The organism is Enterococcus sp. DIV1307a (genome assembly GCF_050537425.1).
Taxonomy (GTDB): domain Bacteria; phylum Bacillota; class Bacilli; order Lactobacillales; family Enterococcaceae; genus Enterococcus; species Enterococcus faecalis.
In genome coordinates, this window is sequence record NZ_CP172914.1 from 2,672,008 (window position 1) to 2,689,433 (window position 17,426).

The window sequence follows — 17,426 nt, forward strand, 5'->3', positions numbered from 1 at the left end:
TGGTGATTTTTTAACTTAAGCCAAGTTTTTCTTTAAATTCTTTGACGTATGAACGGCTAACAGGTACTTTTGAGCCGTTGGTTAAAATTACTTGCAACGTGTTATTAAACCACGGCTGGATTTCTTGAATTTTTGTTCGATTCAAGATGAAACTTCGATGCGTTTTAATAAAGAGCGTGGCAGGTAATTTTTGTTCGATACTGTTGAGGGTCCCTGTCATCTTGTAGACCTGTTGATCCACAAAAATGCTCAGTTGCCGTTCTTCGACAGAAACGAGGTAAATATCTTCTGGCGCCACAAGATAAATGCGGTCTTCCCCTTGAATAGGTATTGCTTCAGATTTTGGTCCTTTTTCGGCAGTGTTTTCTGGGACAGCTTGACCCATTTCTTTCGATGCTTTTTCAATGACTTGTGTTATTTTTTCTTCTTCAAAAGGTTTCAAAATATAATCTTTTGCATTCACTTGAAAGGCCTTTAACGCATATTGATCATAGGCGGTTGCAAAGACCAAGTAGGGCGCTTTTTTAAGATGGGTTAATTTTTCCGCTAAATCAAACCCGCTTTCATCGGTCAAATGAATATCTAAAAATAACAAATCTGGCTTTTGATCCATCATCTCTTCCATTGCCTCCGCCACAGAATCCGCTTCTGCAACGCTCGTCACTTGCGGATGTTGGGAAACAAGATAGCTCAATTCTTCTCGTGCTAAGGGCTCATCATCAACGATTAATACGTGCATCTAATTCCTCCTGTTCCATCGGGATTTCTAAATGAACATGGCTCCCGCCTGTTTCTAAATTTTCAATTAAAAAACAACCTTCTGATCCATAAAGGTTCGCCATTCTGCGGGACAAGTTTTCCAGTGCCGTGCCGGTGCCTTTTTCCGAAGTCACTGTTGTCTTTCCTAATAGCAAGCGGCGTTCTTCAGGAATCCCTTGCCCATTGTCATACACATCCACATGTAATTTGTGTTGTTTTGCTTTGACCACTACCCGGACTTGATTGTTCTCCTTCCGGCTGCCAAATGCATGCTTGATGGTATTTTCCACTAACACCTGAATCGCATACGGCGGTACTTTTTCTGAAGCAACCGCTTCTTCCACGTCAAATGTTACTTGATAACGATTCGGAAACCGTGCTTGTTCTAATGACAAATAGGCTTTTACTTGTTCTAGTTCTTGTGAAACTGGGATCGTAGTTTGCACGGCTCCCTGCAAGTTGCCTCGAAAGTATTTACTTAATTGGAGCAATAGTTTCCGCGCTTTTTCACTGTCTTTCCGCATTAATGCGGAAATAGTATTGATGGCATTAAAGAAGAAATGCGGGTTCACTTGCGCTTGCAAGGATTTAATTTCAGCTTCTTTAAGTAATTTTGATTGTACTTCCGCTTCACCTAATTCAATTTGTGAAGAAAAAATTGTCCCAAGACCTTCTGCTAACTGTTCCTCGACATGCGTTAACTGCGCTGGATCCGTAAAGTACATTTTTAAGGTGCCAACAATTTGCTGATGGGAAAATAATGGAATCACAATCGCCGCTTGCAACGGACAATTAGGGTCCGAACAACCAACTTCTTCTTTGGCATGCGCGATGGTCATTTGGCCCGTCCGTAACACTTCCCGAGAAAGCTCCGTAATGACTTCTAGCTCTGGAATATGATGATCGCTTCCTGCGCCAACATGAGCTAAAATTTGATGACTGTTTGTCATGCTAATCGCACTGACTTTTGTATAATGCTTAATAATCTCCGCAACTTTTTTGCTGGAATTTTTATTGAGGCCTTCTCGAAAATATGGCAGTGTTTCCGCTGCTAATTCCAAAACATCGTGCGTCTGAACCGCTTTGGCCTGCTCTTCTTGTTTCAATGTCGTCGTTAGAATCGACATAAAAATAAACGTTCCTACGCTATTTAACAAAATCATCGGCAGCGCAATAAAACGAACCAACGTAGCCCCATCCGCTAGATCACCGCTGAAAAAGAAAATAAAAATCATCTGAATCATTTCCATACACGCTCCGACAATGGCAGAAAAGCCGGCAGACGGAAAAACAGTTTGCTTTGCCATGCGGCTCCCTAAAAAACCAGCAATTAAGCCAACAATTAAAGAAGCAGGCACATAAAAGAAACTATGCCCCCCGCCTTGAATAACCCGATGAAAGCCAGCAATTAAACCAACCGTACTGCCGACAATCGGACCACCCACTAATCCAGAAACGCCAATTACTAACGTACGCGTATTCGCAATGGAAGCATTGCTGCTTAAATAGGTTAGTAAATTATTGGGAACAATCTGATTCTTAGCGATTTCGATACCTGTAAAATTAGAAATAATAGCAAATAAACCAAAAATCAAAATCAACTGAACTTTTGAAGACATTTTTTCACGACTTAATAAAACACGCTTAAAATAAGGCACATTCACTAAAAGAAAGGCCAGTAAAATAATTAAGCCCACCCGTTCCATCATTAAAATAAATAATTCGACCACACCGGCACCTCCTTCCTATTAACTATACTATAAATCAAGGAAAAGAAAAAAATGAAGCTTCTCAAAAAGAGGCTTCATTTTTTCTATTCATTAAAACGCAGGAATATTGGCGCCTTTAGAATTTTTCTTGATGTATTCAGCAACTTCTTTTGTTGTCATCGCTTCTTTTAAAACCTTGATTTTTTCACTATCTTTTTCGCCTTTACGTGTCACAACTTGCAATGCGTAATGTTTACTTGCTTCTTCATCTTCTAACAAAATCGCATCTTTCGTTGTTAAACCAGCAGGTTCTAAGTAGGCTGGGTAGCAGAACACCATAGCGATGTCTTTTTCATCATAGGCTTTAGCTAAATTCAGTAAATCAATGCTTTCAAAAGTGATGTTTTTAGGATTTTCCACGACATCTGCCACCGTGCCGTTAAAGCCGACACCTTCTTTTAATTTAATCACGCCGTTTGCATTTAAAATTGCTAAAGCACGACCTTCATTGGTTGGATCGCTAGGAATCCCCACTTTGGCATTTTCAGGTAAATCTTTCGCATCTTGGTATTCTTTTGAATAGAAACCACCAGCAAAATAATAAATCGGTTGAACAGCCACTAAATCAGCTTTTTTCTCTTTGTTAAACATTTCCATGAAAGGTTGATGTTGCGCAAAATTAGCATCCGCTTCGTCATGTTGCACGGCATCGTTGTAGGCAACATTGTCGCTCACTTCCATAATGTTAATTTTGTACCCTTTTTTCTCAGCTTCTTTCTTGGCAATTTCCAAGATATCTTTTGAAGATTCCAATTGCACGGCAACGGTAATCTCCTTGTCTTCTTTCTGATCTGCTTGTTTATTTCCCCCACAGGCAGCTAAAATGACTGTTGCAATAACAGCGAATGTTGCTAAATAAAACTTCTTCATTCTTTTGTCCTCCTACTTTCTTTTGTCTAGTTTTTGGGCAATGAAGTTCCCAAGCATTTGTAAAATGAAGACCAGTGCAATCATAATCACAATGGCAACATACATAATACCGTATTCATACCGTTGATACCCGACACGAACTGCAAAATCGCCAATCCCGCCGCCACCAACAACACCCATCACCGTGGAATATGAAACCATACTCACTGTCGTGGTTGTGTAAGCAAGGACCAATCCGCTACGTGCTTCCACCAATAAAAAGTGCCAAATGTATTGGACTTTCGAGGTACCTAACGAATTAGCTAAAAAATAAATTTCTCCTGGAACATCCAACAGCACTTGTTCAACCAAGCGAGCAAAAATCGCGATCGCAACAATACTCAATGGCACAGATGAAGGAATTGGGCCAAATGCCTTTCCTAAAACAGAACGAGTAACTGGAATCAACGCAATCACAAATAATAAATAAGGAAACGAACGAATAACAGTTACAATGAAATTTAAAACCCAGTATAGCCAAGGTTGATGTCCTTTGACTTTCGGATTAGCCAAAAATAGTCCTAAGCCTAAAGGCAAGCCAACAAGCAAACAGATAGCCATCGAAATCGACATCATAATCCCTGTTTCTTTTAAACCAATCAGCATAGATGGCCAATATTCGACAAAGGTTTCTGAAAAAGTCATGGGCGCAAACTCCTTTCCACTTTTTCTAAATAGGAAAGCGGTTCTTCCTCATATTGTTGAGGATTATTCAGAAATTCGCCAATTAACTGACCTTTTTCCATCACTAAGATACGATTACATAAGCGCTTCACGGTTTCTAATTCGTGACTGACAAAGAAAATAGTCGGTCGGAATTCCTGATGCGTCTTATGTAATAGTCGAACGACACTTTCTGTATTTTCTTCATCTAATGAACTCGTTGCCTCGTCACATAATAACCATTTTGGATTACGGCTCAACGCTCGAGCAATAGAGACACGCTGTTTTTCCCCACCAGAAAGCAGAGCAGGATACGCTTCTGCCTTATGGGCCATATCAACAAACGTTAATAAACGCTCAATTTTTTCAGGCTGTTTCTCTTTTAAAAGTTTCAAAGGCAACGCAACATTATCATAAATTTTCAAATTTTCTAACAAATTGTAATGTTGAAACACCATCCCCATTTGTTGTTGCTGCTGGCGAACTTCTTTTTTAGAGAAGGTTTGAACATTTCTGCCATCAATACGAATCTCCCCTTCACTCGGTTGTTCCATTAAATTCAACAAACGTAACAACGTGGACTTGCCAGAGCCACTTTTCCCAACAATCCCAACGATTTCTCCTGGTTGGACAGAAAAGTGAATATTTTTTAACGCGTGTGTCTCTTGATAGACTTTCGTCACATTCACTAACTCAATCATGATTACCTCCTAAAGGCCGACAAACAAACTATAACAACTAAAAAAACTGTATAACAATTAAAGTAATTCTGTGAAACGATTTAAAAAAACTATTACGAATTAAAAAATAACACACGTTTCGCAAAACAGCGTTATATCAGAGATGTAACTACTTACATCATCTACTAAAACAGAAAAAAAAGCAACCTTTTTATTTGTGAAAAAAACACTATCTGTTTTTTGTCTGTATTATTTTGTACAAATGAATTAAAAATTTCCTGTTTCTACAGCTATTTCCCCACGCTCCTCTAAAAAAAGACATTCTCAGAAACGAGGCATCCAAAATGGGAAAAGCGCTCGTAACGATAATGTCTCTAATAGTTTACTTTTTAAATACAACTGTTTCTTCGACAGTAATTCTTTCAGCCAATGATTGAATCACTGGACAGTTTGGGGAGACAAGTTTCAAACACCGTGTCGCCCGTGCTTGAAAGGCTTCTGGAACAGACACATAAAAGAGAATCGTCACCTGTTTTAATGGTTGTGCGCGTCTCTCTACTTCTCTTGAATACGTGACTTCTATTTTTTCAAACTCAAAGGGAATGTGCGAATTTTCCAAAACGGATTGATACACGTACCCCCCACAAGCGCCAATTGCCGAAACGAGCATTTGAACTGGCGAATATCCCTCTTCTTTTGCTAACACCCAGCGCGCTGTTTTCGTTTGTAATTCAAATTTTTCCACACCACGAATAATCGTCAAACGTTCTACCATTGCCATCTTCACTCCTTTTTACTCTTTCTTAAAAGATACTACAAAACAGCGCTAAAACAAACATTTCTAACTTCTCAACTTAGCAAGTCCTAAAAAAAACGAAATTCTCACTTGACAAACAACGCAACACCTGATAATATACTTCCGTTCAAATCGTAACCATTACGATTTAGATTTTATAAATCCAAAAAGAAAGGAAGTGCCTTATGGCTAAAAAATCAAAAATTGCTAAAGCAAAAAAACAACAAGCAATGATTGCAAAATATGCGCCTATTCGCCAAGCCTTAAAAGAAGCTGGCGATTATGAAGGTCTTAGCAAATTGCCAAAAGATGCTCATCCAAGTCGCTTAAAACTCCGCGATCAAACAGATGGGCGCCCACGTGGCTACATGCGTAAATTTGGCATGTCTCGGATTCGTTTCCGTGAATTGGCTCACCAAGGCTTGATTCCTGGCGTCAAAAAAGCAAGCTGGTAACTCATTATTTCGATAAAGACAACTAGCGAGGACAGTCGCATTTGGGCTGACCTCGCAGCCCCCTTTATCTTTTATACGCAATTAAAAAAATCAAATTGGAGGACGGTACTATGCGCCAAACCATTACGTTAGCTTGCGCTGAAACTGGCGAGCGCCTTTACTTAACAAGTAAAAACAAACGAAATACACCAGAAAAATTACAGCTGAAAAAATATTCACCAAAACTACGGCGCCGCGCACTTTTCACTGAAGTCAAATAACAGGAGGAAAACTTGATGGGCATTCCAATCACCATTGTTTCTGGCTTTTTAGGCGCAGGAAAAACAACCTTAATTAACCATGCGCTTGCGCAGTCACCGTTTCCTAAAGAAGAAATTATTATTATTGAAAATGAATTTGGTCAAACAGGCGTTGACCACGCATTACTTTTACAAACCACGGAACGAATTATTCAATTAAATAATGGTTGCATGTGTTGCAGCTTACGAGGAGATCTTCTTGCCTCTTTATCAGCAATCTTAGAAGTGTACCAAGAAGAACAACAACCCATTGCCCAAGTTATTTTAGAAACAACGGGCATTGCTGATCCGCAACCAATCATTCAAACAATTTTAACGACCCCGCACATCAAAAATCATTTCTATATAGACAGTCTCTTAACGGTCGTTGATGGGCATCATTGGCAACAGCAACTTCAAGAAACCGAAGCCATCAAACAACTGGCCTTAGCAGATCGCCTCTTTTTTTCTGTCAAGGAACCAGCAGACAGCACTCAGCTACCAACGTTCCAAGAAACCCTTCGTACCATTAATCCTTTTGCTGATATTTTATCCTTTCAAGCCAACGAGCCTCTTTTGGCTAGTGACTTTTTTCAATTAAATAAGTTTACGGCAACACTTACAGAACACGAAATGACTCATTCCCCGCATGAGCACGCCCACGAGCATCATCACCATACCTTTCACTCCCTTACGTTAACGGCGTCCTCAGCCCTCAACGAACCTCTTTTCACTCGTTGGCTTGATTGGTTAATGTATACACATCAGGAAAAGTTATACCGTTTCAAAGGGATTCTCGCCTTACAGGAGCATGACTTGGCCATTGCCATGCAAGGCGTCAACCAGCAAGTGGCCTTTCAAATGACGAATCAACCCCCTCAAGAAACGACAATTGTTCTGATTGGCAAAGAATTAGAGACAAAAAAAATCCAAGAAACCTTTCAAACCCTCAACAAAATAGCTACTCCGTAAATTAATTTTTTACGAAATGGAGGTCCTATATATAATGGAAAAAACTGACTTATCTAGCGCTTATCGTCGACTGAAAAGTCCCAACATCAAAACACGAAAACGCGCACTTAAAATCATTAAAGAACATAAGCGCAATAAACAAAAGAAAATTGCGTAATTCACTAAAGGAGCACACCTATGAAAAAATTTACTCTTCCCCTGTTAGCCGCCTTATCGCTAATCCTTTTCGGCGCTTGCGGCAAAACAAACACCTCTGATAAAACCGCTGACGGTAAAGAAAAACTATCCATTGTCACGACTTTTTATCCTATGTACGATTTCACTAAAAATATTGTAGGCGATGAAGGAGACGTCAAATTGTTAATCCCTGCTGGTTCTGAACCCCACGATTATGAACCATCCGCCAAAGATATGGCTACCATCCATGATGCGGATGTTTTCGTTTACCACAATGAAAATATGGAATCTTGGGTACCAAAAGCTGCTAGAGGCTGGAAAAAAGGAGCCCCGAACGTCATTAAAGGTACCGAAAACATGGTCTTACTTCCTGGCAGTGACGAAGACGGACACGACCATGACCACGAACATGGCGAAGAAGGCCACCACCATGAATTAGATCCACATACTTGGGTTTCGCCCCATCGTGCCATCCAAGAAGTCACAAACATCAAAGAACAATTAGTCAAACTTTACCCTAAAAAAGCCAAAACATTTGAAACAAACGCAGAAAAATACTTAACAAAATTAACAGCCTTAGACAAAGAGTTCCAAACAGCTTTGAAAGACGCTAAGCAAAAAAGTTTTGTTACCCAACATGCTGCATTTGGTTATCTTGCCTTAGATTACGGCTTAAAACAAGTGCCAATAGCTGGTTTAACACCTGAACAAGAGCCAACTGCAGGGCGTTTGGCAGAGTTGAAAAAATATGTCACAGACAATCAAATTCGCTATATTTATTTTGAAAAAAATGCCAACGATAAAATTGCTAAAACGTTAGCTGACGAAGCGAATGTTCAATTGGAAGTCCTAAACCCGCTAGAAAGTTTGACACAAAAACAAATGGACAATGGCGAAGATTATCTTTCTGTAATGAAAGAAAACTTAACTGCTTTGAAAAAAACAACAGATACAGCTGGGAAAGAGGTTCAGCCAGAAACCTCTGAAAAAACAGAAAAAACCGTGGCTAACGGCTATTTCAAAGACAGTGAGGTGGCTGAGAGAACACTGACAGATTACGCTGGAAATTGGCAATCCGTCTATCCTTTATTAAAAGATGGCACATTAGACCAAGTCTTCGATTACAAAGCGAAACTGAAAAAAGATAAAACACCAGCCGAATACAAAACCTACTATGATGCCGGCTATCAAACCGATGTCGACCACATCAACATCACTGATTCCACCATTGAATTTCTGGTCAATGGCAAACCACAAAAATTCACCTATAAAGCAGCCGGTTATAAAATTTTAAACTATGCAAAAGGCAACCGTGGCGTCCGTTTCCTTTTTGAAACAGACGATGCCAATGCTGGGCGGTTTAAATACGTCCAATTTAGCGACCACAACATTGCACCAACGAAAGCCGCTCATTTCCACATCTTCTTCGGCGGCGATAGCCAAGAAAGTCTGTTCAATGAAATGGACAACTGGCCAACGTATTATCCAAGCGACTTAAGCAAACAAGAAATTGCCCAAGAAATGATTGCGCATTAAACATTCAAAAGAGAGGAGGTAGCATTAGCTAAAATGCTACCTCCTCTCTTTTTTTATTTAGTCAAGCACACCATGTTCTGCTTCAAACGTCGCTAACAACTGGCGCACTTCATCCGTTGATTTTGTATTCATTAATTGTGCTCTTAAATCACTGGCACCTGGAAAGCCTTTGACATAAATTTTGAAGAAGCGATGCAGCCCAACGATGGAGCGAGGCACCAATTCTGCATACTTGTCTTGCAAATCCAATTGTAAACGTAGCAAGCCCAGCAATTCTTGTGGCGTATGCGTTTTGGGTTCTTTTTCAAAGGCATAAGGATTTTTAAAAATCCCCCGGCCAATCATGATGCCATCTACACCATATTGTTCTGCTAATTCTAGGCCCTTTTGACGATCGGGAATATCCCCATTAATCGTAATTGTCGTTTGCGGTGCGACACGGTCCCGAATAGCCATAATTTGCGGAATGACCTCCCAATGAGCATCCACTTTGCTCATCTCTTTTCGTGTTCGCAAATGAATGGATAGATTCGCAATGTCTTGCTCTAATAAATGCGTGATCCATGCCTCCATTTCCGCCATTTCAGTAAACCCAATGCGTGTTTTGACACTAACAGGTAAGCCACCTGCTTTGGCGGCGTCAATCAATTCAGCCGCGACTTCTGGGCGCAAAATCAGCCCGCTGCCTTTTCCACGCTCAGCCACGTTGGGCACAGGACAGCCCATATTTATGTCTAATCCTTGAAAGCCCATCTCCGCTACGCCGATACTCATTTCACGGAAAAATTCCGGTTTATCCCCCCAAATATGTGCCACCATCGGCTGTTCATCTTCTGTAAAAACGAGGCGCCCGCGCACACTGTCTTTTCCTTCAGGATGACAATAACTATCTGAATTAGTAAACTCTGTAAAAAACACATCTGGTGCTCCAGCTTCTTTCACGACATGACGAAAGACCACATCAGTGACGTCTTCCATCGGTGCTAAAACAAAAAAGGGCTTTGGCAATGTTGCCCAAAAATTCTTGCTCATCTTCATATACTCCGTTTCTGATTTTTTCTTTATTTTCAACGACAATTGTCGACATATTCTGGTGCGAAACATTGCTATTATACAGGGAAATGCACGAAGAATCAAAAAAGGCATACTTAGAAACAAGAAAACTGTCTGAATCTGCTCGCTAGAATGAGTGATTCAGACAGTTTAATCTTTTTACGGCTTAACTACGTAAGCCACGCCCTGTTTCTACAAGGTACCAACAAATGCCATATAAAACGACAATAAATAAGATTAAAATGGTCATAGAAATACCAATTGGCACATCTTGAACCCCTAGGAAACCGTAGCGGAACCCAGAAATCATGTAAACAATCGGATTAACTTTTGAGACAGCTTGCCAAAATGGCGGCAACATGGAAATGGCATAGAAAACCCCACCCAAATAGGTTAAAGGCTGTAACACAAAGGTCGGCACAATCGATACATCATCATAGGATTGCGCAAAAATACCATTTAACAAACCAGCTAAAGAAAAGAGAATCGCTGTCATCAATAAAGTCATGATGACCATCAGCCAAGAAACAACGTGCAATGGGACGAAAAATAGAGAAATGATGGTGACTAACGCACCGACCAAAATACTACGACCAACGCCACCAATCACAAATCCCCAAATAATCACATGAGTTGGAACTGGCGCCACGAGAATTTCTTCGATATTTTTCTGGAATTTTTGTGAGAAAAAGGAAGATGAAACATTGGCGTACGAGCTTGTAATGGCTGACATCATAATTAAACCTGGCACGATAAATTCCATATAAGAAAAACCGCCCATGTCGCCAATTCGCCCGCCAATCATTTTCCCAAAAATCACAAAATATAAGGACGTCGTAATCACTGGCGGTACCAGTGTTTGGACCCAAATCCGTAAATAACGGTTGGTTTCCTTCACAGCTAAACTTTTTAAAGCAGTAAAATACAGACTAAACATGTTGATCCTCCCTTTGGTACGTATCCTCGGTAATCTTCAAGAAGAGCTCTTCCAAACGGTTGGACTTATTCCGCATTGACAATACTTTGATTCCTTGTTGACTTAGCTGTTCAAACAAGTGATTGACTCCTTGGTTTCGTTCTACTTCCACCGCTAACGTTAACTCGTCCTCAAATACGCTTTGATAGCCTTCAATAACTGGCGCCTGCGTATAAGGTGCCAAATCAAAAATAAACGTTTCGAATTGTAATTTTGCTAACAAGTGCTTCATGCTGGTGTTTTCAATCAATTCACCAGACTGAATAATCCCAATGTTGCGACACAACATCTCAGCTTCTTCTAAGTAATGGGTCGTCAAAATGATCGTGGTTCCCTGCGCATTTAACTCTTGTAAAAAGGCCCACATTTCACGGCGCAATTCAATATCGACACCTGCAGTTGGTTCATCTAAAATCAATAACTTCGGCTCATGCATCAGCGCACGAGCAATCATCAAGCGACGTTTCATTCCGCCAGAAAGCATCCGAGCCCGCTCGTTCCGTTTTTCCCATAAATTGGATTGTTTTAAATACTTTTCACTCCGTTTCATGGCTTCTTTACGAGACACCCCATAATAGCCCGCTTGATTAACCACAATCTGCTGGACCGTTTCAAACGGATTGAAGTTAAACTCCTGCGGCACTAACCCAATCTGTTGCTTCGCCCGCACCATCTCCGTATCTAAATCATACCCAAAAATTTTGACTTTCCCCGAAGTCTTATTAACTAACGAGGTCACAATCCCAATCGTCGTTGATTTTCCTGCGCCATTCGGTCCCAAAAGAGCATAAAAATCGCCTTCTTCGACTGTTAAATCAATCCCCCGCAACGCTTCAACACCTGAAGCGTACACTTTGCGTAAATCTTGTATCACAAGAGCATCAGTCATTCGTAACTCTCCTTAATGTATAAATATTCATGAATATTATTGTAACACTTCTCGATAAAAACGGGGGTTATTTTGATTAAATTTCACAGTTTTGCTTAGCTATTTTTCAACAATAAACTAGCCAACGATTAACGTGTTTATTTTGACTTGAAACTGTTTAAACAGTTTCAAGAGCGTCAAAACCTTTTCAAATCAAGGATTTAGAGTTCTCTTTTTTTGGCACAGAACTTGCTTTATATAAAAGTGAGGTGAAAAGAATGAAAAGAAAATTTTTAATTGCTAGTCATGGAAACTTAGCGAAAGGCTTCCAAAGTTCCTTGGATATTCTCGCAGACAAAGGAAAAGAGCTGGCGGTCATCAATGCCTATGTGACTCCTGAGGACTACACGCCAATTATTCAAACGTTTCTTCAGTCCCTTGGCGCAGAAGAACAAGCTATTATTTTAACAGATTTATATGGTGGTAGTGTCAATCAAAAAATTGTTCAAGAAGTCATGACGACAAAACCAGACAATGTTTTTATCATTTCCAATGCCAACTTAGCCATTGCCTTGTCGCTGATTTTCTTAAAAGAAGGCGAAAAGCTAACCAAAGAAGATATTCAAGCAGCAATTGCTGAAGCACAAATTCAATTCGTTGAATTAAACCCATCAAATGAAGAAGAAAACTTTTTTTAGGAGGAAATTAAAATGATTACACAAGTACGAGTAGACGACAGATTAATTCACGGCCAAGTAGCCGTAGTTTGGACCAAAGAATTGAATGCCCCCTTATTAGTTGTAGCGAATGATGAAGCAGCCAAAAACGAAGTAATGCAAATGACGTTAAAAATGGCTGTCCCTAATGGCATGAAACTATTAATTCGCTCAGTCGATGATGCGATTGATGTCTTCAATGATCCTCGTGGTAAAGACAAACGAATTTTTGTAATTGTGAACAGTGTAGCGGATGCTACTAAAATTGCGAAAAACGTGACAGATATTGAAAGTGTGAATGTTGCCAATGCTGGCCGCTTTGATAAATCAGATCCAGCCACCAAAACAATGGTTTTCCCAAGTGTCCAATTAAACCCTGAAGAGTTAGAAGCTGCCAAAGAATTAGCCAGTTTGACTCACGTGGAAAGCTATAACCAAGTCCTGCCAACCAACTCAAAATTAAGTCTAAAACAAGCCGTCAATTAAAAGGAGGAAATGAACAATGCTTATGCATGCAACAATGGCAGCCTTAGCTGTATTTATCTGTTTTGCTGGGAACTATTTAACTGGTCAAAGTATGATGGAACGTCCCTTAGTCGTTGGATTAGTCACAGGAATTTTAATGGGCGACATGAAAACAGGGGTCTTAATGGGGGCCTCTTTGGAAGCAATTTTCTTAGGAAATGTTAATATCGGTGGTGTTATCGCAGCGGAACCTGTAACTGCGACTACTTTAGCCACAACGTTTGCAATTATTTCAAATGTCGAACAAAAAGCCGCCATGACGTTAGCCGTACCAATTGGGATGTTAGCCGCTTTCGTGGTGATGTTTTTAAAAAATGTCTTTATGAATATCTTTGCTCCTTCTCTTGACAAAGCAGCACGTGAAGGCAACCAAAAAATGGTTGTAACACTGCATTACGGAACGTGGATCATTTATTATTTAATCATCGCTTCGATTTCATTTATCGGAATTTTAGCAGGAAGCGGGCCAGTAAATCTGTTTGTTGAAAGCATTCCACAAAATTTGATGAACGGCTTAAGCGCAGCTGGCGGACTTTTACCTGCCGTTGGGTTTGCTATGTTAATGAAACTATTATGGGATAATAAATTAGCCGTCTTTTACATTTTAGGCTTTGTTTTAACCGCGTACCTACAATTACCAGCCGTTGCGGTAGCGGTCATCGGGACAGTAATTTGTGTCGTGAGTGCCCAACGGGATGTAGAATTTCGCGACATTCTAAAAAGAAAACCTGCGGCGTCTTCTGCGGTTGAAGGCAGCGCGAAAGAAATCGAAGAGGAGGACTTTTTCGCATGAAGTTAAAAGAGAATTTATCTAAAGAAGAGAAAAAAATGATGCGCTCTGTTTTCTGGCGTTCTTGGACGATGAACGCTAGCCGGACAGGAGCTACACAATACCACGCAGTGGGTGTCATGTACACTTTACTCCCAGTTATCAATCGTTTTTATAAAACCAAGGAAGAACGGGCCGAGGCATTGGTGCGTCACACCACTTGGTTCAATGCAACCATGCATATCAATAACTTCATCATGGGGCTCGTTGCTTCGATGGAAAAACAAAACAGTGAAGACGAAAACTTTGATGCTAGCTCTATTACAGCAGTTAAAGCCTCACTAATGGGGCCACTTTCAGGCATCGGTGATTCCTTCTTCTGGGGCATCTTACGTGTCATTGCTGCTGGTATTGGGATTTCATTAGCCAGCACTGGTTCGCCATTAGGGGCGATTGTCTTCTTACTTTTATACAACGTTCCTGCGTTCTTAATTCACTATTATGCGTTGTATAGCGGCTATTCAATCGGTGAAAGTTTTATCCAAAAAATGTACGAATCAGGCGGAATGAAGATACTCACAAAAGTATCAAGTATGCTAGGCTTAATGATGATGGGCAGTATGACTGCTTCAAATGTAAAATTCAAAACGATTCTTGAAGTTTCCGTTAAAGGAAGCGAAGACGTAGTTAAAATCCAAGACTATTTGGATCAACTATTCGTCGGTATCGTACCATTAGCCGTGACGTTACTTGCTTTCTGGCTATTACGCAAAAAAGTCAATGTTAACGTAGTGATGTTTGGCATCATGTTCTTAGGCATCTTGCTAGGATTACTAGGCATCTGTTAAAATTGAAACAATAAACATTTAATTATTAAACACTTAGAGCCTGAGACAAAAATCCAAAGTGATTTTTATCTCAGGCTTAAAAGCTGATAAACGGCGGGAACAGAAGCAAACCCTTTCCCGACCTCTCTTTTGGAAGGACGATGAATCATGCGCTTGGAGACCTACCAACACTTAGTTGATATTTTAGAAACCAGCAACAACCCGATGAGCACACAAGAAATTGCCACAAAAATTCAATTAAGCCGCTCGGTAACCAGCTTATACTTAAATAAATTATTGGAAAAAGGTGAAGTCCAACAAACGGGAAAAAAACCCGTTTATTGGCAATTAATCCGTGCAACAACCCCCACGACCGATGTGTTTCGACAATACATCGGTAGCCAAGGCAGCGCCAAAAAAGCCATTGAACAATGCAAAGCCGCTATGTTGTATCCCCCATTGGGTATGCCTTTATTAATCCATGGAGCCAGTGGCGTCGGCAAAAGCTTTTTGGCAAAGCTGATTTATGAGTATCTAAAAAACGAACAAATCATTGGCCCGGAAAAATTCTACACCTTTAACTGTGCCGATTATGCCAACAATCCCGAATTACTGTCATCCATTCTCTTCGGCCATACCAAAGGCGCGTTTACTGGAGCTGAATCAGAAAAGCAAGGACTCTTGGCCCAAGCCAATAATTCCGTACTCTTTTTAGATGAAGTACATCGATTATCCAACGAAAACCAAGAAAAACTCTTTCAGTTTATGGATACAGGAACCTTCCGCCCCATTGGTGAAGAAGGAAAAATGGTGCATTCCAAGGTCCGGCTACTATTTGCAACCACCGAAAACCCGAAAAAAGTCTTATTACCAACCTTTTATCGCCGAATTTCCGTAATCGTCTCACTTCCGAACTTCAAAGAGCGCCCCATTCGAGAACGGATTGCGATTTTGAAAAACTTATTTCACCGAGAAGCGAAACGAATGACCAAAGACATCAACGTGGACGAAGAAATCTTTACGGCATTATTAGAAAATGACGAACCTGGCAACGTGGGAAGTTTATCCAACAAAGTGCAGCTCCTTTGCGCGTCGCAATTACGAAAAACTTTGCCCAATCAACCTGTCGTCATTGGCGATGCGACTCAACCAATGATTGCGATTCCTTTAGACAAAGAAGTGTTAGAAGAAGACACACTTTCTTCCGATATTTTCGCAACATTTGAAGCCTTATTTACAAAAGAAAAAACACTGACCCACTTAAAAACTGAACTGACACAATTCATTAAATATTGTTTAGACGATGAAATAACCTTGGAAAATGATTACTTTTTACAAAACCTAGTCACGGAAGTCCAAACCAAAAACAAACTAATTATTAACCAACCTGAGCAAACTGAAAAACCGATGAAAGATGTTGCCAAATTGCTGAAAATTTTACCGCCAACATTTAACGAAACAATGCTCCTTCCAGTCCAAGCACAGTTAAAAGAACACTATCCGCGAACGGTTTCCCTCGTGAAAAACTTAGTCAGTCCGCTGCCAGAAGAATACCGTTTCTTGACAGAGGTACTCTTATCTGTATTACTTAGCGGAGAAATTTCTGAAACGATTCCTTACCAAGCGCTCCTCGTGGCGCATGGTGAATCGACTGCCACAAGTATTCAAGCCGTTGCCAACAAATTATGCGGTACCTATATTTTCGATGCGATTAACATGCCCTTAACCTCCTCCGTCCGAGATATCGTCGCCGAAGTTAAAGACTGGCTTTCTCAGCGGGACACATCACAAGGCGTCATTATGCTCGTCGATATGGGTTCTCTGACACAACTTTATAAAAGTTTGAAACCGCAAATTCTTGGAGAACTCTTGGTGATCAATAACCTGACCACTGCCTATGCGTTGGAAATTGGCCATCAATTAATGAACGAACAACTTTTCTATGGTATTGCTAAAACCGCTGAAAAAAAATTTAAAACCGATGTACAGTACTTTGAAGGCTTTTCAGTGGAAAAAAATATCATTGTCTCTAGTATTTCAGGTCTGGATATTGCCAAGCAAATCAAACAAATCTGTCAAAAATACCTGTATACTGATATTAAAGTCATTACTCTAAAATACAAAGATTTGGTAAACACGTTAGACATTGCCAACGCCGAAGAAAATTATTTAAAAGAAACCTCGCTCATTTTGACGACGTCCTACTTAGACAATCATACGAATGTTGCTAGCGTGAATCTCTTAGACATGTTAGACGAAGATGCAGGAACCCAGTTGATGGAACCTTTCCAAAACTTGATGCATCCCAATAACATCGATAGCATGATTAACGAATTTGTTCACTTCTTCTCGAAAGAGGGCTTGTCAGAAAAACTAGAATTTCTAAATCCTGATGTCATTATTAAACAAGTCGAAAACGTTACAAAAAACATTGAAAAACGCTTCGACCTCACACTCAGCGGCAAAATGAAATTTAACTTAATGATGCACAACGCGCTCATGGTAGAGCGAACCATGCTCGGCGTTGAAGACTATGAAATCCCTGCTAACCTAGAGGAACTAACCATTAACCAAAAACCATTTTTCCAAAATGCTAAAAACATTTTCTATACTCTAGAACAGTTTTATCGAATAGAAATTTCCAACTGGGAACTCTATGTGATTTATGAAATTTTGTCTTCTCGGTGAGGGGGGATGG

At 40.2% G+C, this 17,426-nt stretch carries 19 protein-coding genes; 10 read left to right on the forward strand and 9 right to left on the reverse strand.

Features of this window, described 5'->3' with window-relative positions:
* Positions 1-10: 10 nt before the first annotated feature.
* From IGL90_RS13040 to IGL90_RS13065, 6 genes are all read right to left on the reverse strand, one after another.
* A complete protein-coding gene (locus tag IGL90_RS13040; protein ID WP_002367483.1) occupies positions 11-739 on the reverse strand; it encodes a LytR/AlgR family response regulator transcription factor in 729 nt (242 codons plus the stop codon).
* Complete coding sequence (locus IGL90_RS13045; protein WP_002367484.1) at positions 720-2,489, reverse strand: sensor histidine kinase; 1,770 nt, start codon at positions 2,487-2,489, stop codon at positions 720-722. The genes IGL90_RS13040 and IGL90_RS13045 overlap by 20 nt, the downstream gene beginning before the upstream one ends.
* A gap of 90 nt (positions 2,490-2,579) precedes the next feature.
* Positions 2,580-3,398 (reverse strand): MetQ/NlpA family ABC transporter substrate-binding protein, encoded by an 819-nt coding sequence (locus tag IGL90_RS13050; protein WP_002354826.1) that lies wholly within the window; start codon positions 3,396-3,398, stop codon positions 2,580-2,582.
* A gap of 12 nt (positions 3,399-3,410) precedes the next feature.
* The gene (locus IGL90_RS13055) at positions 3,411-4,082 is read right to left on the reverse strand and encodes a methionine ABC transporter permease (RefSeq protein ID WP_010778019.1); all 672 of its coding nucleotides are present in this window, start codon (positions 4,080-4,082) and stop codon (positions 3,411-3,413) included.
* Positions 4,079-4,801: an ATP-binding cassette domain-containing protein gene (locus IGL90_RS13060; RefSeq protein WP_048736891.1), complete on the reverse strand. Its 723-nt coding sequence runs from the start codon at positions 4,799-4,801 to the stop codon at positions 4,079-4,081. The genes IGL90_RS13055 and IGL90_RS13060 overlap by 4 nt, the downstream gene beginning before the upstream one ends.
* A 361-nt stretch (positions 4,802-5,162) precedes the next feature.
* Positions 5,163-5,561 (reverse strand): OsmC family protein, encoded by a 399-nt coding sequence (locus tag IGL90_RS13065; RefSeq protein ID WP_002394733.1) that lies wholly within the window; start codon positions 5,559-5,561, stop codon positions 5,163-5,165.
* Positions 5,562-5,761: 200 nt separating this feature from the next.
* Between IGL90_RS13065 and rpsN the strand changes: the two genes are divergently transcribed.
* From rpsN to IGL90_RS13090, 5 genes are all read left to right on the forward strand, one after another.
* Entirely contained in the window at positions 5,762-6,031 is a 270-nt protein-coding gene (gene rpsN / locus IGL90_RS13070) for a 30S ribosomal protein S14 (RefSeq protein WP_002354822.1), read from the forward strand.
* Positions 6,032-6,141: 110 nt separating this feature from the next.
* A complete protein-coding gene (rpmG, locus tag IGL90_RS13075; protein ID WP_002354818.1) occupies positions 6,142-6,291 on the forward strand; it encodes a 50S ribosomal protein L33 in 150 nt (49 codons plus the stop codon).
* A gap of 15 nt (positions 6,292-6,306) precedes the next feature.
* Positions 6,307-7,281 carry a CobW family GTP-binding protein gene (locus IGL90_RS13080; RefSeq protein WP_010776196.1) on the forward strand — a complete coding sequence of 325 codons (975 nt, stop codon included), beginning with the start codon at positions 6,307-6,309 and terminating at the stop codon, positions 7,279-7,281.
* Between the two features lie 34 nt (positions 7,282-7,315).
* A complete protein-coding gene (locus tag IGL90_RS13085) occupies positions 7,316-7,438 on the forward strand; it encodes a putative metal homeostasis protein (RefSeq protein WP_002383181.1) in 123 nt (40 codons plus the stop codon).
* 20 nt (positions 7,439-7,458) lie between these two features.
* Entirely contained in the window at positions 7,459-8,994 is a 1,536-nt protein-coding gene (locus IGL90_RS13090; RefSeq protein WP_048736888.1) for a zinc ABC transporter substrate-binding protein AdcA, read from the forward strand.
* A gap of 57 nt (positions 8,995-9,051) precedes the next feature.
* Here IGL90_RS13090 and IGL90_RS13095 read toward each other — a convergent pair whose 3' ends face one another.
* From IGL90_RS13095 to IGL90_RS13105, 3 genes are all read right to left on the reverse strand, one after another.
* Positions 9,052-10,026: a tRNA dihydrouridine synthase gene (locus IGL90_RS13095; RefSeq protein ID WP_002413934.1), complete on the reverse strand. Its 975-nt coding sequence runs from the start codon at positions 10,024-10,026 to the stop codon at positions 9,052-9,054.
* A 187-nt stretch (positions 10,027-10,213) separates the two neighbouring features.
* Positions 10,214-10,984, reverse strand: a complete 771-nt coding sequence (locus IGL90_RS13100; RefSeq protein WP_002354811.1) for an ABC transporter permease — start codon at positions 10,982-10,984, stop codon at positions 10,214-10,216.
* Positions 10,977-11,912: an ABC transporter ATP-binding protein gene (locus tag IGL90_RS13105; RefSeq protein WP_002354809.1), complete on the reverse strand. Its 936-nt coding sequence runs from the start codon at positions 11,910-11,912 to the stop codon at positions 10,977-10,979. Before IGL90_RS13105 ends, IGL90_RS13100 begins: the two co-directional genes overlap by 8 nt.
* Before the next feature lie 257 nt (positions 11,913-12,169).
* Between IGL90_RS13105 and IGL90_RS13110 the strand changes: the two genes are divergently transcribed.
* The 5 genes from IGL90_RS13110 to IGL90_RS13130 all read left to right on the forward strand — a co-directional run bounded on the left by IGL90_RS13110 (position 12,170) and on the right by IGL90_RS13130 (position 17,416).
* On the forward strand, positions 12,170-12,589 hold the full coding sequence (locus IGL90_RS13110) for a PTS sugar transporter subunit IIA (RefSeq protein ID WP_002354802.1): 420 nt from the start codon (positions 12,170-12,172) through the stop codon (positions 12,587-12,589).
* Between the two features lie 12 nt (positions 12,590-12,601).
* Positions 12,602-13,093, forward strand: coding sequence for a PTS system mannose/fructose/N-acetylgalactosamine-transporter subunit IIB (locus IGL90_RS13115; protein ID WP_002354800.1), 492 nt, complete (start codon positions 12,602-12,604; stop codon positions 13,091-13,093).
* Positions 13,094-13,109: 16 nt separating this feature from the next.
* Positions 13,110-13,925: a PTS mannose/fructose/sorbose/N-acetylgalactosamine transporter subunit IIC gene (locus IGL90_RS13120; protein WP_002365419.1), complete on the forward strand. Its 816-nt coding sequence runs from the start codon at positions 13,110-13,112 to the stop codon at positions 13,923-13,925.
* Positions 13,922-14,749 carry a PTS system mannose/fructose/sorbose family transporter subunit IID gene (locus IGL90_RS13125; RefSeq protein ID WP_002360964.1) on the forward strand — a complete coding sequence of 276 codons (828 nt, stop codon included), beginning with the start codon at positions 13,922-13,924 and terminating at the stop codon, positions 14,747-14,749. Before IGL90_RS13120 ends, IGL90_RS13125 begins: the two co-directional genes overlap by 4 nt.
* A gap of 147 nt (positions 14,750-14,896) precedes the next feature.
* Entirely contained in the window at positions 14,897-17,416 is a 2,520-nt protein-coding gene (locus IGL90_RS13130) for a sigma 54-interacting transcriptional regulator (RefSeq protein ID WP_048736887.1), read from the forward strand.
* Positions 17,417-17,426: the final 10 nt, after the last annotated feature.